The sequence below is a fragment of the Pantoea phytobeneficialis genome, from assembly GCF_009728735.1.
Taxonomy (GTDB): Bacteria; Pseudomonadota; Gammaproteobacteria; order Enterobacterales; family Enterobacteriaceae; genus Pantoea; species Pantoea phytobeneficialis.
Genome location: NZ_CP024636.1, coordinates 2,724,408 through 2,740,603, shown reverse-complemented (window position 1 = coordinate 2,740,603; position 16,196 = coordinate 2,724,408). Strand labels below are relative to the sequence as shown.

General features: G+C 56.6%; 8 protein-coding genes. All 8 read right to left on the bottom strand.

The features are described 5' to 3' along the window. Window position 1: 1 nt before the first annotated feature. The gene (locus CTZ24_RS12690) at window positions 2-3,103 is read right to left on the bottom strand and encodes an efflux RND transporter permease subunit (protein WP_208723701.1); all 3,102 of its coding nucleotides are present in this window, start codon (window positions 3,101-3,103) and stop codon (window positions 2-4) included. Further along, window positions 3,100-6,312 (bottom strand): efflux RND transporter permease subunit, encoded by a 3,213-nt coding sequence (locus CTZ24_RS12685; protein ID WP_208723700.1) that lies wholly within the window; start codon window positions 6,310-6,312, stop codon window positions 3,100-3,102. Before CTZ24_RS12685 ends, CTZ24_RS12690 begins: the two co-directional genes overlap by 4 nt. Continuing rightward, the gene (locus CTZ24_RS12680; RefSeq protein WP_208723699.1) at window positions 6,309-7,556 is read right to left on the bottom strand and encodes an MdtA/MuxA family multidrug efflux RND transporter periplasmic adaptor subunit; all 1,248 of its coding nucleotides are present in this window, start codon (window positions 7,554-7,556) and stop codon (window positions 6,309-6,311) included. Before CTZ24_RS12680 ends, CTZ24_RS12685 begins: the two co-directional genes overlap by 4 nt. 142 nt (window positions 7,557-7,698) lie before the next feature. Then, on the bottom strand, window positions 7,699-9,105 hold the full coding sequence (locus CTZ24_RS12675; RefSeq protein ID WP_208723698.1) for an efflux transporter outer membrane subunit: 1,407 nt from the start codon (window positions 9,103-9,105) through the stop codon (window positions 7,699-7,701). Next, complete coding sequence (locus CTZ24_RS12670; protein WP_021184588.1) at window positions 9,095-12,229, bottom strand: efflux RND transporter permease subunit; 3,135 nt, start codon at window positions 12,227-12,229, stop codon at window positions 9,095-9,097. Before CTZ24_RS12670 ends, CTZ24_RS12675 begins: the two co-directional genes overlap by 11 nt. A 9-nt stretch (window positions 12,230-12,238) precedes the next feature. Next, complete coding sequence (locus tag CTZ24_RS12665) at window positions 12,239-13,375, bottom strand: efflux RND transporter periplasmic adaptor subunit (protein WP_208723697.1); 1,137 nt, start codon at window positions 13,373-13,375, stop codon at window positions 12,239-12,241. A gap of 288 nt (window positions 13,376-13,663) precedes the next feature. Beyond that, the gene (locus CTZ24_RS12660) at window positions 13,664-13,852 is read right to left on the bottom strand and encodes a hypothetical protein (RefSeq protein WP_021184590.1); all 189 of its coding nucleotides are present in this window, start codon (window positions 13,850-13,852) and stop codon (window positions 13,664-13,666) included. A gap of 424 nt (window positions 13,853-14,276) precedes the next feature. After that, entirely contained in the window at window positions 14,277-16,007 is a 1,731-nt protein-coding gene (locus CTZ24_RS12655; protein WP_208723696.1) for a penicillin-binding transpeptidase domain-containing protein, read from the bottom strand. Between the last annotated feature and the right edge of the window lie 189 nt (window positions 16,008-16,196).

Below are 16,196 nucleotides of genomic sequence, written 5' to 3'. Positions count from 1 at the left end.
ATCAGGATTCCGCATGACGCAACCGCCGCCACTGACGTTTCGTGGCGCGGCTCAGACTATCGAGCCAGAGATAAACAACCGGCGTGGTAAACAGGGTAAGAAGTTGGCTGAGCGCCAGACCACCGGCAATCGCCATACCAAGCGGGCTACGCAGATCGGCGTCACCACCGCTGCCCAGCGCCAGTGGCAAGGCACCAAAGAACGCCGCTAGCGTGGTCATCATGATTGGACGGAAGCGCATCAGACAGGCCTGCGTAATCGCCTGTTGTGGCGTCAGGCCAAGGCGGCGCTCCGCATCGATGGCGAAGTCGATCATCATAATGGCGTTCTTTTTCACGATACCGATCAACAAGATGATGCCAATGAGCGCAATCACCGTCAGTTGCGTATTGGTCAGCAACAGCAGCAACAGCGCCCCCACCCCTGCCGAGGGCAGCGTCGACAGGATGGTGATCGGGTGGATATAGCTTTCATACAACACGCCCAGCACGATATACACCGCCGCCAGCGCTGCCAGAATCAACCACGGCATGGTGGCCGTCAGTTGGGCAAAGGCCGCCGCCGTCCCGGCAAAGCCCGCCTGAATCGTCGAAGGCAGGCCCAGTTTCGCCATCGCCTGCTTAATCAGCGCCTGCGCCTGTTCCAGCGACACGCCGTCATTCAGGTTAAAGGCAATGGTGCTGGTCGCTGACTGGCCCTGATGCGCCACCGACAACGGCGCGTTGCCGCCCTTAAAGGTGGCGAATGCCGAAAGCGGCACGCGATCGCCGCTGTCATTCACCACAAACAACTGTTGCAAAATGTCCGGGTCACGGGTGTAGCTATCCTGCAACGACATCACCACATGGTATTGGTTGAGCGTGTGGTACAGCGTGGCAATTTGTCGCTGGCTGAAGGAGTTATTCAGCATGGTGTCGATCATCTGCACGTTAACGCCCAGCATCTTCGCCCGATCGCGATCGATGTTGATCACCACTTCCTGACCGCCGGTTTGCGAGTCGGAATCGACGCTGTTTAGCTGCGGGATCGCTGCCAGCGCCGCCTGCACTTTGGGTGTCCAGGTACGCAGCAGGTCAAGATCGTCGGCTTGTAAGCTGTATTGATAGGTGGCGTTGGCGCTACGGCCACCAATATGCAGATCCTGCGCCGCCATCAGGAACATCTGCCCACCGGCAATATGGCTGGTTTTCATGCTCAGGCGGTTAGCCACTTCGGTCGCGGTCGCGCTGCGCTGATCAAAATCCTTCAGACGCACAAAGAAGTTGGCGCTGTTACGCGAACCAAACATGCCGCTCCCCATTGATGACATCACGCTCTCCACCGCCGGGTCGGACTGGATGATTTTGGTGAACTCCAGCATCTTCGGCTTCATTGCCTGGAACGAGATGTTCTGGTCGGCGCGCAACGCGCCCATCAGCAGGCCGGTATCCTGGTTGGGGAAGAAGCCCTTCTGTACCACCGAATAGAGGAACAGGTTGAGCAACACGGTCAGCACCAGGCTAAACATGGTGATTTTCTGGTGTGTCATCACCCACGCCAGACCGCGCGAGTAGGCGGCCAGCAGCGCATTGAGCTGGTTTTCAATGAACTGATACACCGGGTGCGGGCGTTGGGTGACTTTCGGTTTGGCCTTCAGCAGGCGCGCGCACAACATCGGCGTCAGGCTGAGCGAGACAAACATCGAGATCAGCAGCGAGATGGTCAGTGTTACCGCAAACTCACGGAACAGACGCCCGACAATGCTGCCCATCAACAAGATAGGAATAAACACCGCAATCAACGACATGGTCATCGACAGCACGGTGAAACTCACCTCCTGCGCACCCCGTAAGGCGGCACGCAGCGGGCTAAGCCCTTCTTCGATATGGCGGGTGATATTTTCCAGCACCACAATCGCATCATCAACCACAAAACCGGTGGAGATGATCAGCGCCATCAGTGACAGGTTATCGAGGCTATAGCCAAGTAAATACATCACCGCACAGGTGCCAATCAGCGACACCGGCAGCGCCAGCGCCGGGATTACTACCGCCTGCACGTTACGCAGGAAGATAAACACCACCGCAATCACCAGCATCACGGCAATCAACAGCGTCTCTTCGGTGTCGTACAGAGATTCGCGCACCGTCGGCGAACGGTCTACCACCACCTTCAACTGGGTATCGGCGGGCAGATCTTTTTCCAGCTCCGGCAACTGGGCTTTGATGGCGTCGATGGTATCGAGCATGTTAGCCCCCGCCTGGCGCTTAATCCCCACCATCACCGACGGGGTAGCGTTAAGGAAACCGGCCTGGTACTTGTCTTCTATCGAGTCATAGACGGTGGCGACATCATGCAGGCGTACCGCTTTGCCGTCTTTATAGGTGATGATCAGATTGCGGTACTGCGCCGCTTTATCCAGTTGGCCGTTGCTGTCCACCACCCAGGATTGGCTGTCACCTTGCAGGATGCCTTTCGGTAAGTTGGTGGTGCTGTCGGCAATGGCGGTACGCACCGTGTCCAGCGAGATTCCGTACTGCGTCAGTTTCTGCGGTTGCAGGTCGATACGCACCGCAGGCAGCGCACTGCCCATCAGCGACACTTCACCCACCCCTTGCACCTGGCTTACCGCCTGCTCAATCTTGCTCTCCGCCAGATCGTAGAGTTCACCTGGGGTACGGGTCGCCGATACCAGCGCCAGCATCACAATCGGCGCATCCGACGGGTTGGCTTTGCGATAGGTCGGTAGCGATTCCATTGAACTGGGCAGCAAACTGCGTGCCGCGTTAATCGCCGCCTGCACATCACGCGCTGCGCCGTTGATATCGCGGTCCAGTTCAAACTGCAAAATAATGGTACTGGAACCCTGCGAGCTGCTGGAGGTCATCTCGGTGATACCGGCGATTTGGCCGAGCGAGCGCTCCAGCGGTGTCGCCACCGTGGCGGCCATGGTTTCCGGGCTGGCACCAGACAGACTGGCGCTGACCATAATGGTCGGGAAATCCACCTGCGGCAGCGGCGCTACCGGCAACAACCGGTAGCCCAGCAGGCCGAGCAGCATGATCGACAGCGTCAGCAGTAAGGTGGTAACCGGGCGGAAGATAAACAGCCGCGTCAAATTCATTGCTCGCCTCGCGCCTGCTGTTGTTTGCGTTGCACGAAACGCTTGCCGCGCTGCGCCCAACCATCAAACCACAGGTAGATCACCGGGGTGGAGAACAGCGTCAGCACCTGGCTGACGATCAATCCGCCGACAATCACCAGGCCGAGCGGCTGACGCAGTTCTGCGCCAGAGCCGGAGGCCAGCATCAGCGGCAACGCACCGAGCAGCGCCGCCATCGTGGTCATCAGAATCGGGCGGAAACGCAATAAACACGCCTGATGAATAGCATCGCGTGGACTCATCCCCTGTTTGTTTTCCGCTTCCAGCGCAAAGTCGATCATCATAATCGCGTTCTTCTTCACGATACCGATCAGCAGGATCACCCCGATCAACGCAATCAGGCTGAACTCGCTGCCAGCCAGCAGCAGCGTCAACAGCGCTCCGACCGCCGCCGATGGCAGCGTGGAGAGGATGGTCACCGGATGGATAAAGCTTTCGTACAGAATGCCCAGCACCACATACATGGTGATCAGCGCCGCCAGAATCAGCCACAGCGTGTTACTGGTGGCGCTCTGGAAGGCGGAAGTCTCACCTTGATAACGCAAGGTGATGCTCGAAGGCAGATTCAGTTGTTGCGTCACGTCGGCAATCGCTTTCTGCGCATCCTCCAACGAATAGTCGCTGTTGAGGTTGAACGACACCATCACCGCCGGGAACTGGTTCAGACGCATATGCATCAGTGAACCGGTGCGTTGATGAATGGTGGCGATCGAGGTCAGTTTCACCATACCGGTGGTGGTGCTGCTGCTCGAATCAGAACTGCTGGAGGTCGAGCTGCTCGTGGTGCTGCTGGACGATGATGTCGTGGTGCTGCTGCTGGAGCTGCTATCGCTGGTGCTGGTGGTCGAGGGCAGCCAGACATCGTCGAACGAGGCTGGCGACTGCTGGAAACGCGGCGCCACCTCCAGCACCACGCGATACTGGTTCGCCTGGGTAAAGATGGTGGAAACCAGACGCTGACCAAAGCTGTTATACAGCGCAGTATCGACATCGGCAGCGGTAATGCCATAGCGCGCAGCTTTGTCGCGGTTCAGCTCCACGTACGCCACGCGCCCCTGATCCTGCAAATTGCTCACCACGCCGTTAAATTCCGGGCGTTTCTGTAACGCAGCAACCAGTTGTGGCGTCCATTTCACCAGGTTTTCGCTGTCGGCATCGTCGAGGGTGAACTGATACTGATTCGGTGTGACCTGGTCGTTGACCGTCAGATCCTGCGCCGGTTGCAGATAAAGCTGAATACCCGTCACCTGCGCGGCGGCTTGTTGCAGCTGCTTAATGACCACGTCGGCTTTATCATCACGCTCGCCAAACGGTTTGAGGTTGATCTGAATGCTGCCGCTGTTAAGGCTGGTATTGGTGCCGTCGATGCCGATGGTGGAGGAGAGGCTTTCCACCGAAGGATTCTTCAGAATCACCTGCGCCAGCGCCTGCTGACGTTTCGACATCTCATTAAAGGACACATCTTGCGACGCGATGGTCACACCCTGAATCAGGCCAGTATCTTGCGTCGGGAAAAAGCCTTTCGGGATAGCGATGTACAGCAACGCGGTAAGTGCGAAGGTTGCCAGCGCCACCAGCAACGTCAGCTTCTGGTGGTTAAGGACGATGGTCAGCATGCGGTCGTAACCGCGAATCAGCTTGTCAAAGAACTCGCCGCCCTTGCGCGAGAAGCGCGATTGTTTCTCCGGCGGGATATGCTGCAACAAATAAGCACACAGCATTGGGGTGAGCGTCAGCGACACTATCATCGACACCAGAATCGATACCGCAAGGGTGATAGCAAATTCGCGGAACAGACGCCCCACCACATCGCCCATAAACAGCAGCGGGATCAGCACCGCAATCAGCGAGAAGGTCAGCGAGATAATGGTAAAACCAATCTGCTGTGATCCTTTCAACGCCGCCTGCATTGGCGTTTCGCCCTCCTCCAGTCGCCGCGAGATGTTTTCCACCACCACGATGGCATCGTCAATTACGAAGCCGGTGGCGATGGTCAGCGCCATCAGCGACAGGTTATTCAGGCTAAAGTCGGCCAGATACATCACGCCAAAGGTGCCAATCAACGACAGCGGCACCGCCACGCTGGGGATCAGCGTCGCCGCGATATTGCGCAGGAACAGGAAGGTCACCATCACCACCAGCGCCACCGACAGCATCAACTCAAACTGTACGTCGCTGATCGAAGCGCGAATGGTTTGCGTACGATCCGACAGGATGCTCATCTTCACGCCATCCGGCAGTGCGGCCTGCAAGGTCGGCAATTTGGCTTTGATCGCATCCACCACCTGAATCACATTCGCCCCAGGCTGACGCTGCACGCTGATCACAATCGCCGGGCTGTTGTTGGCCCAGGCCGACTGGAAGCTGTTTTCCGGCCCTTGTTCGATATGGGCGATATCCTTCAGGCGCAGCGCAGCACCGTTTTGGTAGGTGATAATCAGGTTGCCGTACTCTTCGGCGGTGCGAAGCTGGTCGTTAGCATCGATGGTGACGGAGTGATATTTGCCGTCGAAGCCCCCTTTCGAACCGTTAACGTTGCCGTTACTGATCAGGGTGTTGACGTCTTCCAGCGTCAGGTTGTGCGCCGCCAGCGCTCTTGGATCCATCTGCACGCGGATGGCCGGTTGATGGCCGCCCGCCAGCGTCACCATACCGACGCCGGAGATCTGCGACAGCTTCAGTGCCACGCGGGTATTCACCAGATCCTGAACCTGGGTAAGCGGCAGCGTATCGGAGCTTGCCGCCAGAGTGATCACCGCGCTGTCTGCCGGGTTGACCTTTTTATAGGTCGGCGGATTAGGCAAATCACTCGGCAACAGGTTGTTGGCAGCGTTAATTGCCGCCTGCACTTCCTGCTCGGCCACGTCCAGCGACAGATCGAGGCTGAACTTCAGGGTAATGATCGACGAACCGCCGGAGCTGGTGGAGGTCATCTGGCTCAGCCCCGCCATCTGTCCGAGCTGGCGCTCCAGCGGCGAGGTGACGGAAGAAGCCATCACATCCGGGCTGGCACCGGGATACAAGGTGGTCACCTGGATGGTGGGATAATCCACCTGCGGCAGCGCCGAGGTGGAAAGAAACTTATAAGCGAAGATGCCAGAGATCAGCACGCCGACCATCAACAGGATGGTAGCGACCGGACGCTGGATAAACAGGCGTGACGGGTTCATTTGGCCTCGGCGGTCGCAGTCGGTTTGCTCTCATCGGCCAGCGTCACTTTACTGCCGTCGGTCAGGCGATCGATACCTTCCGTCACCAGACGATCGCCCGGTTCAACCCCTTTCAGGATCGCCTGCTGATCCTCACCGAAGGCAGGGCCGGTGGTGACCGCTTTGCGCGTCACGGTGTTGTCTTTGTTGATGATGAACACAAAGCTGCCGTCGCTACTCAACTGCAATGCCTGCGCCGGGATCACCGTGGCATTTTTCAGCGTATCGGTTTGCAGACGCAGGTTGACGAACTGGTTAGCAAACAGCGACTCGTCTTCGTTCGGGAAGCTGGCTTTCAGTTCGATGGTGCCGGTGCTGGTGTCGATCTGGTTACCGATATAGCGCACGTCACCCTGCGCCAGCACCGTGGTGTTGTCCTGATCAAATGCCGTCGCTGGCAGGCTCTGATTGTTGTGCAGCGCTTTGGTCAGCTGCGGGATATTGCTTTGCGGCACGCTAAAGGTCACCGCCGCCGGTTGCATCTGTGTCACCACCACAATGCCGGTGGTGTCGGTGGTCTGGATCATATTACCGGGATCGACCAGGCGTAAGCCGACGCGACCGCTGACCGGCGAGGTGATACGCGAATATTCGATATCCAGTTTGGCGCTGGCGATCTGCGCTTCATCGGCAGCCACCGCACCCCGATACTGGCCGACCGTGGCGGTTTGCGTGTCGAGATCCTGACGCGCCAGCGAGTCCTGCGCATAGAGTTTTTTATAGCGTGTCAGCGTCAGCTCTGCGCTTTTCAGTAACGCCTGGTTCTGTGCCAGATCGCCCTGATATTGCGCCAGCGTCGCCTGATAACTGCGCGGATCGATCTGCGCCAGCAACTGGCCCGCTGCCACTTTTTGTCCTTCGGTGAAGTAGACTTTTTCCAGCTGGCCCGCCACCCGACTGGTGACGGTCACGCTGGCGTTGGGGATCACCGTACCCAATGCATTAAGGTAGACCGGCACATCCGCCGTACTGGCCACACCGCTATGCACCAGGGTTGCACCGCCCATCATCATCGCCATGCCCGGAGGACCACCGGCCGGACGATGACCACTGCGACCGCCACGTTCACCACCCGATGGCATACCACCCGGCGCATGCCCCCCGACTACGCGCCAGATCACGCCAGCGACAATTAACAGCACAACTAACAGCAGCAGCCATTTCAGCCAGCGAGAGAAAGCGGAGCGAGGTACGTTGGTCTTCATTAGGTTCTTCAGGTCATCAGATAAATGGAAAATCCCCTGAAAAGCAGGGGATTATTTCAAAGGTAAATCATTACCGGGCGTATTATCGGCGGAAGAGCAGGATTTTTTCCATGCTCAAACCGTAAGGATTCCGTTAAGAAGCTCAGGATTTCCAGCCGCCACCCAATGCCTTGTACAGCGTGATTTTCTGGCTTAACTGGCCCAGATGCGCGCTGATCAACGACTGTTGCGCACTGTAAAGCGAACGTTGGGCGACTAACACATTGAGATAATTATCAACGCCCTGCTTATAACGCAATTCAGAATAGTCGTAGTCGCGCTGGTTCGCACCTACCTCTTTTTGCAGGGCCGACATTTGATCCTGCCAGGTGTCCTGCCCCGCCAGCGCATCGTTCACTTCTTTGAACGCGGTCTGGATCGCTTTCTCATAGTTGGCGATCTCGATGCGTTTCTCGATATGCGCGATGTTCAGGTTGGCTTCGTTTTTGCCACCGTCAAAAATCGGCAGATTAATTGACGGCACAAACGACCAGGCTCCGGTGCCACCACCCAGCAAACTGCCCAACGAGCTACTGGTTGATCCGCCGGAGGCGGTCAGCGTGATACTCGGGAAGAAGGCGGCACGCGCCGCGCCAATATTGGCGTTAGCCGCTTTCAGGGTATGCTCAGCCGCCATCACATCCGGGCGACGCGTCAGCAAATCTGACGGCAACCCGGCAGGCGTAGCCGGGAACTGCCAGTTTGCGTCCAGCGTGGCATGTGACAACAGCGATACCGGTAAATCGGTGCCGACCAACAGCCGCAGCGCATCGACATCCTGACGCGCCTGACGTGTGTAGCTGGCAACGTCGGCTTCGGCGGCGCGCACCGTGCTTTCCGCTTCCGCCAGATCCTGATCGCTGCTGACGCCGCCGTCGTAACTCATTTTGGTCAGACGGTACGAGTCCTGCTGGCTCTGCGCGGTGTTCTGTGCCAGATGCAGCAGATCATTATCCGAACACAAGGTCAGCCATGCAGTCGCGACTTCGGAGATCAGCGAGATGCGGGTGGCGCGTTCCGTGGCCGCCGTGGAGAGATACGTTTCCTGAGCCTGATCACGCAGGCTGCGCAAACGACCAAAGAAATCCAGCTCCCACGAGGTAACGCCCAGACCGGCGTTCAGCTCGTGATAGGTCACCGGACCGGTGGTTTTAGTGTTGTACAGATTACCCGGCTCATGCGCCGAGGTCTGACTGGCGGTGGCGTCAATCGATGGCATCAATGCCGCACGCTGCACCGTCACATCGTTACGCGCTTCTTCCACGTTTAATGCCGCCACACGCAGATCGCGGTTGTTGTCGAGCGAGAGCTGAATCAGGTTGCGCATCGTCGCGTCATTAAAGAAGTTCTGCCACGGCAAATCCGCGACGTTGCCCACCGCCGTGGGTTGATCGTAGCGCGCATCCACTGGCATGGATGGCCGCTGGTAATGCGGCTCCATAGTACAACCGGTTAAGCCCAGTGCGGCGGCCAGCGGCAGCAACGCCCAATTGAAGGTTTTAGTTATCATGCTGCACCCCCTCTACGGATGCTTTTTTCTTACGCGCAAAGAATTGCGACACCACCACGTAGAACATCGGCACAAAGAAGATGGCGAGGAAGGTTGCGGTAATCATCCCGCCCGCTACCGCCGTACCGATGGAGTGCTGACTGCCCGCGCCGGCACCGTTAGAGATGGTGAGCGGCAGGACTCCGAGGATAAAGGCCATCGAGGTCATGATAATCGGGCGGATACGCAGGCGTGCTGCTTCCACCGCCGCCTCAATCAGGCTCTTACCTTCCCGTTCGTGCAGCTCCTTGGCAAATTCAACAATCAATATGGCGTTCTTCGCCGCCAGTCCGACGGTGGTTAATAACCCAACCTGGAAGAACACGTCGTTCTGCAAGCCGCGCAGCAACACGGCGCAAATGGTACCCAGCACGCCGAGTGGCACCACCAGAATCACCGAGAACGGAATCGACCAGCTTTCATACAGCGCGGCGAGACACAGGAATACCACCAGAATCGAGATGGCATACAACTGCGTGGTCTGGTTACCGGAAGCCTGTTCCTCATAGGAGATGCCGTACCACTGCACACGGAAGCCGCTCGGCAACTGTTTTGCCAGATCTTCTACGGCTTTCATCGCTTCACCGGTACTCTTACCCGGTGCCGGGGAACCAAGAATCTCTTCCGCCGTCAGGCCATTGAAACGTTCGAAGTGGGGCGAACCATATACCCATTTACCCGAGGCAAATGCGGAGAACGGAACCATGGTGCCGCTGGAGTTACGGAAGTACCATTTATTGAGGTCGGACGGCGTGACACGCGAATCCGCTTTCCCCATCAGATAGACCTCTTTCACGCGGCCGTTATACATAAACTGGTCGATATAGCTCGAACCCCAGGCCACCGACAGGGTGTTATTAATGTCGGTCATGCTCAGGCCCAGCGCGCTGGCTTTCTCGTCATTGATCTCCAGTTGATACTGCGGTTCATCTTCCAGGCCATTCATACGCACCTGAGCCAGACGTGGATCTTTGTTTGCCAGATCAATCAGCTGATGCGTGGCATCCATCATCTGCTGGTGGGTGTGCGCGCCCGTATCCTGCAAGTAGAGGTCAAAACCGGTGGCGTTCCCCAGTTCCATCACCGCGGGCGGTACCATGGCGAAGATTTTGGCGTTTTTGTAGTTGGCGAAGTGAGCCATGACCCGGTTCGCCAAATCCTGCACGCTCTGGCCGCTGTGGGTACGTTCTCCCCAGTCCTTCAGGCGCACAAACGCCATAGCGTTACTCTGCCCGCGACCGGCGAAGTTAAACCCTGCCACGCCAAAGGTGGTGGTCACCACCGAGGCTTCATTTTTCTGAAGATAATCATTCAGATCGTTGATGACCTGCTGGGTACGCTGCGACGACGAGTTTACCGGCAAGGTCATCTGCACCATCATCAGACCCTGGTCTTCGTTCGGCAGGAAGGTGGTCGGCACTCGGGTAAACAGGAAGCCGGTCACGCCCACAATCACCAGATACACCACCAAAAACAGGCCACGACGCGAGATCACTTTATTCACCCCACGGGTGTAGTGCATCGCGCCGCTGTCGAATTTACGGTTAAACCAACCGGCAAACCCGGTAGTTTTGTGTTCTGCCGAACTGGCTTTCAGGAAGGTGGCACAGAGCGCCGGGGTAAAGATCAACGCCATAATCACCGACAGCGCCATTGCGGACACAATGGTGATCGAGAACTGACGATAAATAACCCCGGTCGAACCAGAGAAGAAGGCCATCGGCAGCAGTACCGCCGACAGCACCAGTGCGATACCGAACAACGCCCCCTGAATCTGCTGCATCGATTTAATGGTGGCGGTTTTCGGATCGAGCTTTTCTTCGTGCATCACACGCTCGACGTTCTCCACCACCACGATGGCATCATCCACCAATAGCCCTATCGCCAGCACCATCCCGAACATCGTCAGGGTGTTAATGCTGTAACCAAAGGCGGCGAGGATACCGAATGTCCCCAGCAGCACCACCGGCACCACCAGGGTGGTGATCAGGGTCGCGCGCAGGTTTTGCAGGAACACCAACATCACGAAGAACACCAGGATGACCGCTTCGATCAGGGTTTTCACCACTTCTTCGATGGAGGCGCTCACTACCGGCGAGGTGTCGTAGGGATAGGTGACTTCCACGTTATCCGGCAAGGCGTCTTTCAGGTCAGCAATGGTCTGACGTACTGCTTTGGCGGTGTTCAGTTCGTTAGCACCGGTCGCCAGACGCAGCGCGATACCGGCCGCAGGCTTACCGTTCAGGGTGGCATCAATGCCGTAGCTCTGTGGACCAAGGGCCACGGACGCCACATCTTTCAGGCGCACTTGCGAGCCGTCGCTGTTCACTTTCAGCAGCACGTTTTCAAACTGTTTCACCGTGGTGAAACGGGTTTTGCCCAGCACGGTCGCCTGGGTTTTGGCGCCCTGAATCGTTGGCAGCCCGCCCAACGAACCGGAAGAAACCTGCACGTTCTGGTTATCGATAGCCGTACTGACATCGCTTGGCATCAGGTTGTACTTATACAACTTGGCCGGATCGAGCCAGATACGCATGGCGTATTCTGAACCCAGCACCATAAAGTCGCCGACACCGGGAGTACGTGAAATCGGATCTTCCAGCTTCGACACCAGCATATCGGCCAGGTCGCCGTTGGTCAGCTTGCCGTCTTTCGAGATCAACCCCACCACCATCATGAAGTTTTTCTGGTACTTACGGATACGGATGCCCTGCTGTGTCACATCAGTCGGTAGCTGAGATTCGGCCAGGGACACACGGTCCTGCACCTGTACCTGGGCGATATCCGGGTTAATGCCCTGATTAAAGGTAGCGATGATCTGCGCACTACCGTCCGACGCACTGCTCGACTCCAGATAGCGTAAGCCGTCCAGACCGTTGAGCTGCTGCTCAATCACCTGTACCACGGTGTTTTGCGTGGTTTCGGCACTGGCACCGGGATAGGTAACGGAGATGGAAACCGCCGGAGGCGAGATATTCGGATACTGGTTAACCGGCAGATTGAGCGTCGCAATCGCCCCTACCAGCATCACAATGATCGCGATAACCCATGCAAATATCGGGCGTTCAATAAAAAACTTAGACATGACGCCCCCTTATTGTGCCGCAGCATCAGTCATGGAGAGGCTGACGGCATTAGCGGATGGCGTGTCATTGGTATTGGCGGCGGTGGTGGTCACTTTAACGCCGCTGCGAACACTTTGCAGGTTGTTCACCACCACATTTTCCCCCTCTTGCAGACCGCCGGTAACCAGCCACTCGCCGTGGATCATTTCACCGGTGCTGATGCTGCGCTGTGCGATGGTGTTGTCGCTTTTCACCACATAGACATAAGGCTGCCCTTTGGTGTCATGCATGATGGATTCCTGCGGCACCAAAATGCCCTGTTGCTGGATACCCTGCGGGAAGCTGGCATGAACATACATACCTGGCAGCAATTCGTTACTGGGGTTCGGGAACACGGCACGCAGCACCACGGTGCCGGTGGCGGTATCAACGTTGACTTCCGAGAAGGCCAGTTTGCCTTGTTCGCTATATTTGCTGCCATCTTCCAGCGTCAGCCCCACCGCCGCGGTGTTGTCACCCACTTTGGCAATTTTGCCTTCCGCCAGTGCCCGGCGCAGACGCAGCAGATCGGTGGCGGACTCATTCACATCGACATAGATCGGGTTGAGCTGCGTAATGGTGGCAAGGTAGTCCGTCTGCCCGCTAGTCACCAGCGCACCGGCAGTGTAGAGCGAACGGCTGATATGCCCGGAGATCGGCGCTTTTACCAGGGTGTAGTCGAGGTTGACCTTGGCGGTTTCCACATCAGCTTTAGCTTCACGCTCCGCAGCTACCGCGTCATCGTAGGTCTGCTGGCTGATGGCATGGGCGGCAGCCAGCGGCTGATAGCGTTTCGCAACCATCGCGTCGTTTTGCCAGGTCGCCATCGCTTTGTCATAAGACGCTTTATAGGTCGCCGGATCAATCTGATACAACGGCTGCCCCTCTTTGACTTCCCCACCTTCGGTGAAGAGGATTTTTTGGATCACACCACTGACCTGCGGGCGCACCTGAGCGGTACGAACCGCATTGGTACGGCCAGGCAATTGCGTGACCAGCGTTACGGGTTCGGTTTTCAGAGTAACAACGCCGACTTGCGGTGTCGCAGACGCGGCGGGTGTCGCTCCACCCTGATCACAGGCTGCCAGTAAAAACACCACGCTGGCAGAAAGAAGTTTCAGGCGCATAGTTTTTCTCAACAAGATTGGGGAAAGTAATGAGAATGATTACTCTCAAGGAAAGTCATTGTAGGCAGGAGGCAATGGCGCAGCTGTTAAGGTTGCGTAAAACATATTTTCGAAACGAAAATGGTAAACCTTTCGTGCGATAAATCGCTGTGTTTTTTAGCTTTTCGCGGGTTTTCGGGTATGCATAGAAGTTATCGCGCGATAAATCGCGCCGCTACGGGATCGTCGACTTTTAGCGCCACTGCTAAACTTTGTCCCCTGATGTAGCGGCGCGATTTATCGCGCTAATTACCCTTTCGGCTCAATGCCACGACGACGTAATTCACGTCGTGCCAGATCCTTTAACCAACAGGACAAGGTGACATTGTCGTCATCGGTCAGTTCGCGTAGCTGATTATGCAATTCGGGATGAATACGCAGCTGAAAAGCCGCTGAGCGGCCCTCGCCTTTCGGCGTTCTGTCTTTGAGTTTTGGCATAGGGTTGTCGACTCAACAAAGGCAATAAATACGCCCCTTACCTGCGCTACCAACACAGTAAGGGGCTGGCGGACCTTGATGGAATGCGACATCGCGGTGCGTTAGGTAATACGTTACACGACGAGATATTTTTTTGTTGGCGGCGGAACGTTAAGAGATAGATAAGAGGTGTGAACGATTAAGCAGGACGATAACAAGCAGTTTGGCCTGGTATCGCAGATAAAAAAAACCCACGCATCTGCGTGGGTCGGTGCAACTGAACAGGGTGAGCAGCATCGGCTGCCATTCTTCACACCAATCAATACCTCTGGGACTTTCATCCTCGCATCATCGGTGTGATGACGACAGCCGGAAAACGCAACCGAATTCTGGGAAATGCAACGAGGTGTGAAAACTCCGCAATCTCGTTTACATCCTGATTTCATTAAGATTTATCTGGTGTCGGTTTACTGTAGATCGCATCCGGCGCAATGTTCATATGCTTCAGCACCGGCCCCATAATGTTGCCGAATACCGGTGCGGCTACCGAACCACCAAAGTGATCCCCGGCGGTTGGATGGTTGATCATCACCACCAGCGCTACTTCAGGATGGCTGGCAGGCGCAATGCCGGCGGTGTAGTTGACGTAACCGCCATCGTACTTGCCGCTGCTACCCATTTTCTCTGCGGTACCGGTTTTGGTCGCCAGGCGATAGCCCGGCACCGCCGCTTTCACCCCGGTGCCGCCCGGCAGGACGTCGCTCTCCAGCATATGCACCACGGTTTGTACCATTTGTGCATCGGCCACCTGGGTGCCCAACACTGGCGGCGTCACCTTGGTTATTGATAACGGTCGGTAGATGCCATAGGAGCCGAGAGTGGCGTATTCACGCGCAATTTGCAGTGGCGTAACGCGCAGGCCGTAGCCGAAGGCAAAGGTGGCGCGTTCAATATCCGCCCAACGTTCACGATGCAGCGGGAAGTAACCGACACTTTCACCGGTCAGCCCCAGCCCGGTAGGTTTACCGAGGCCAAAGGCCTGATAGGTATTGACCAGCGCTTCCGCAGGCATCGCCAGCGCGATATGGGAAACACCGATATCACTCGATTTCTGCAAAATCCCGGTCATGGTCAGACGCGGCCAGTGGCCGACGTCGCGGATCAGATGGCCGTTGACCGAATAAGGCGAGGTATCAATCACCGAGTCAGGGCGCACCAGATGACGCTCCAGACCTTCCAGCACCACCAACGGCTTCACGGTGGAACCGGGTTCGTAACTGTCGTTAATCGCCGAGTTACGCATCTGCGCCGGGGTAGCATCGTCATAGTTGTTGGGGTTGAACGACGGATAGGAGGCCATCGCCAGAATTTCCCCGGTATCGATTTTCACCAACACCGCAGCACCGGAATCGGCCTTGTTGAGCAACACGCCATCGCGCAACTTGCTAAACAGCGTGTACTGGTCAAATTTGTCGATACTCAGTTGCACCGTCGGCGGCTGCTGCGGTGGTTGGTAATCAATCATCGAGATGATGTCGCCATTTTTATCCTGGCGATAAACCTCTTTACCCTCTTCGCCATGTAACAGGCGATCAAAGCCTTTTTCCAGGCCGTTCAGACCGTTGTTATCCGCGCCAACGATACCAATCAACGGTGCTGCGGCTTCACTCATCGGGTAGAAACGACTGTCGTCATACACCGAGCTGATGCCTTTCAGGCGCAGCGCGGCAATATCTTTGGCGATACTCAGTTCAATTTTTCGCCCGAGATAGAGGAAGCGTTTTTTCGGGTTGGCCACAATCTGCTGCGCCAGTTGGTCCGGGCGCATATTCAGCGCATTCGCCAGGTAGGCCCATTTGGCGCTGGTAAAGTCCGGGTTACTCTCCAGCACCCGCATCGGGTCAGCGATGATGTCGCGCGATGGCACGCTCAGTGCCAGCGCTTCACCATCGCGGTCGAGTAAGGTGCCACGGTTAGTCGGCAACGTCACGGTACGCAGTGAACGCTGATCCGCTTCGTGTTCCAGCATCGGGTGGTTAATCAGCTGCAAATCGCCGACGCGTGCCAGCAACAGGCCCAGACAGGAGAGCACACCCAGACAGATCAGGCGAAAACGAAAGGGATTAAATGGAGCTTGAATCTGGTCTTTTCCCAGAAATTTTTTTATTCGGGGCATGATATTACCGCGGCGGAATAGATAAACAGGCTATACGCAGCAGTTATAAAGAAACGCGAGGCGGGATAACAGGAAAACTGTGTTTCAGTTCGTTAGCGAAATGTGCGGGCAAAAAAAACCTGCGCATCTGCGCAGGTCGGTGTAATCAAGAAAACTTTTTGATGTTCACCCATCAATACCTCTGGGACC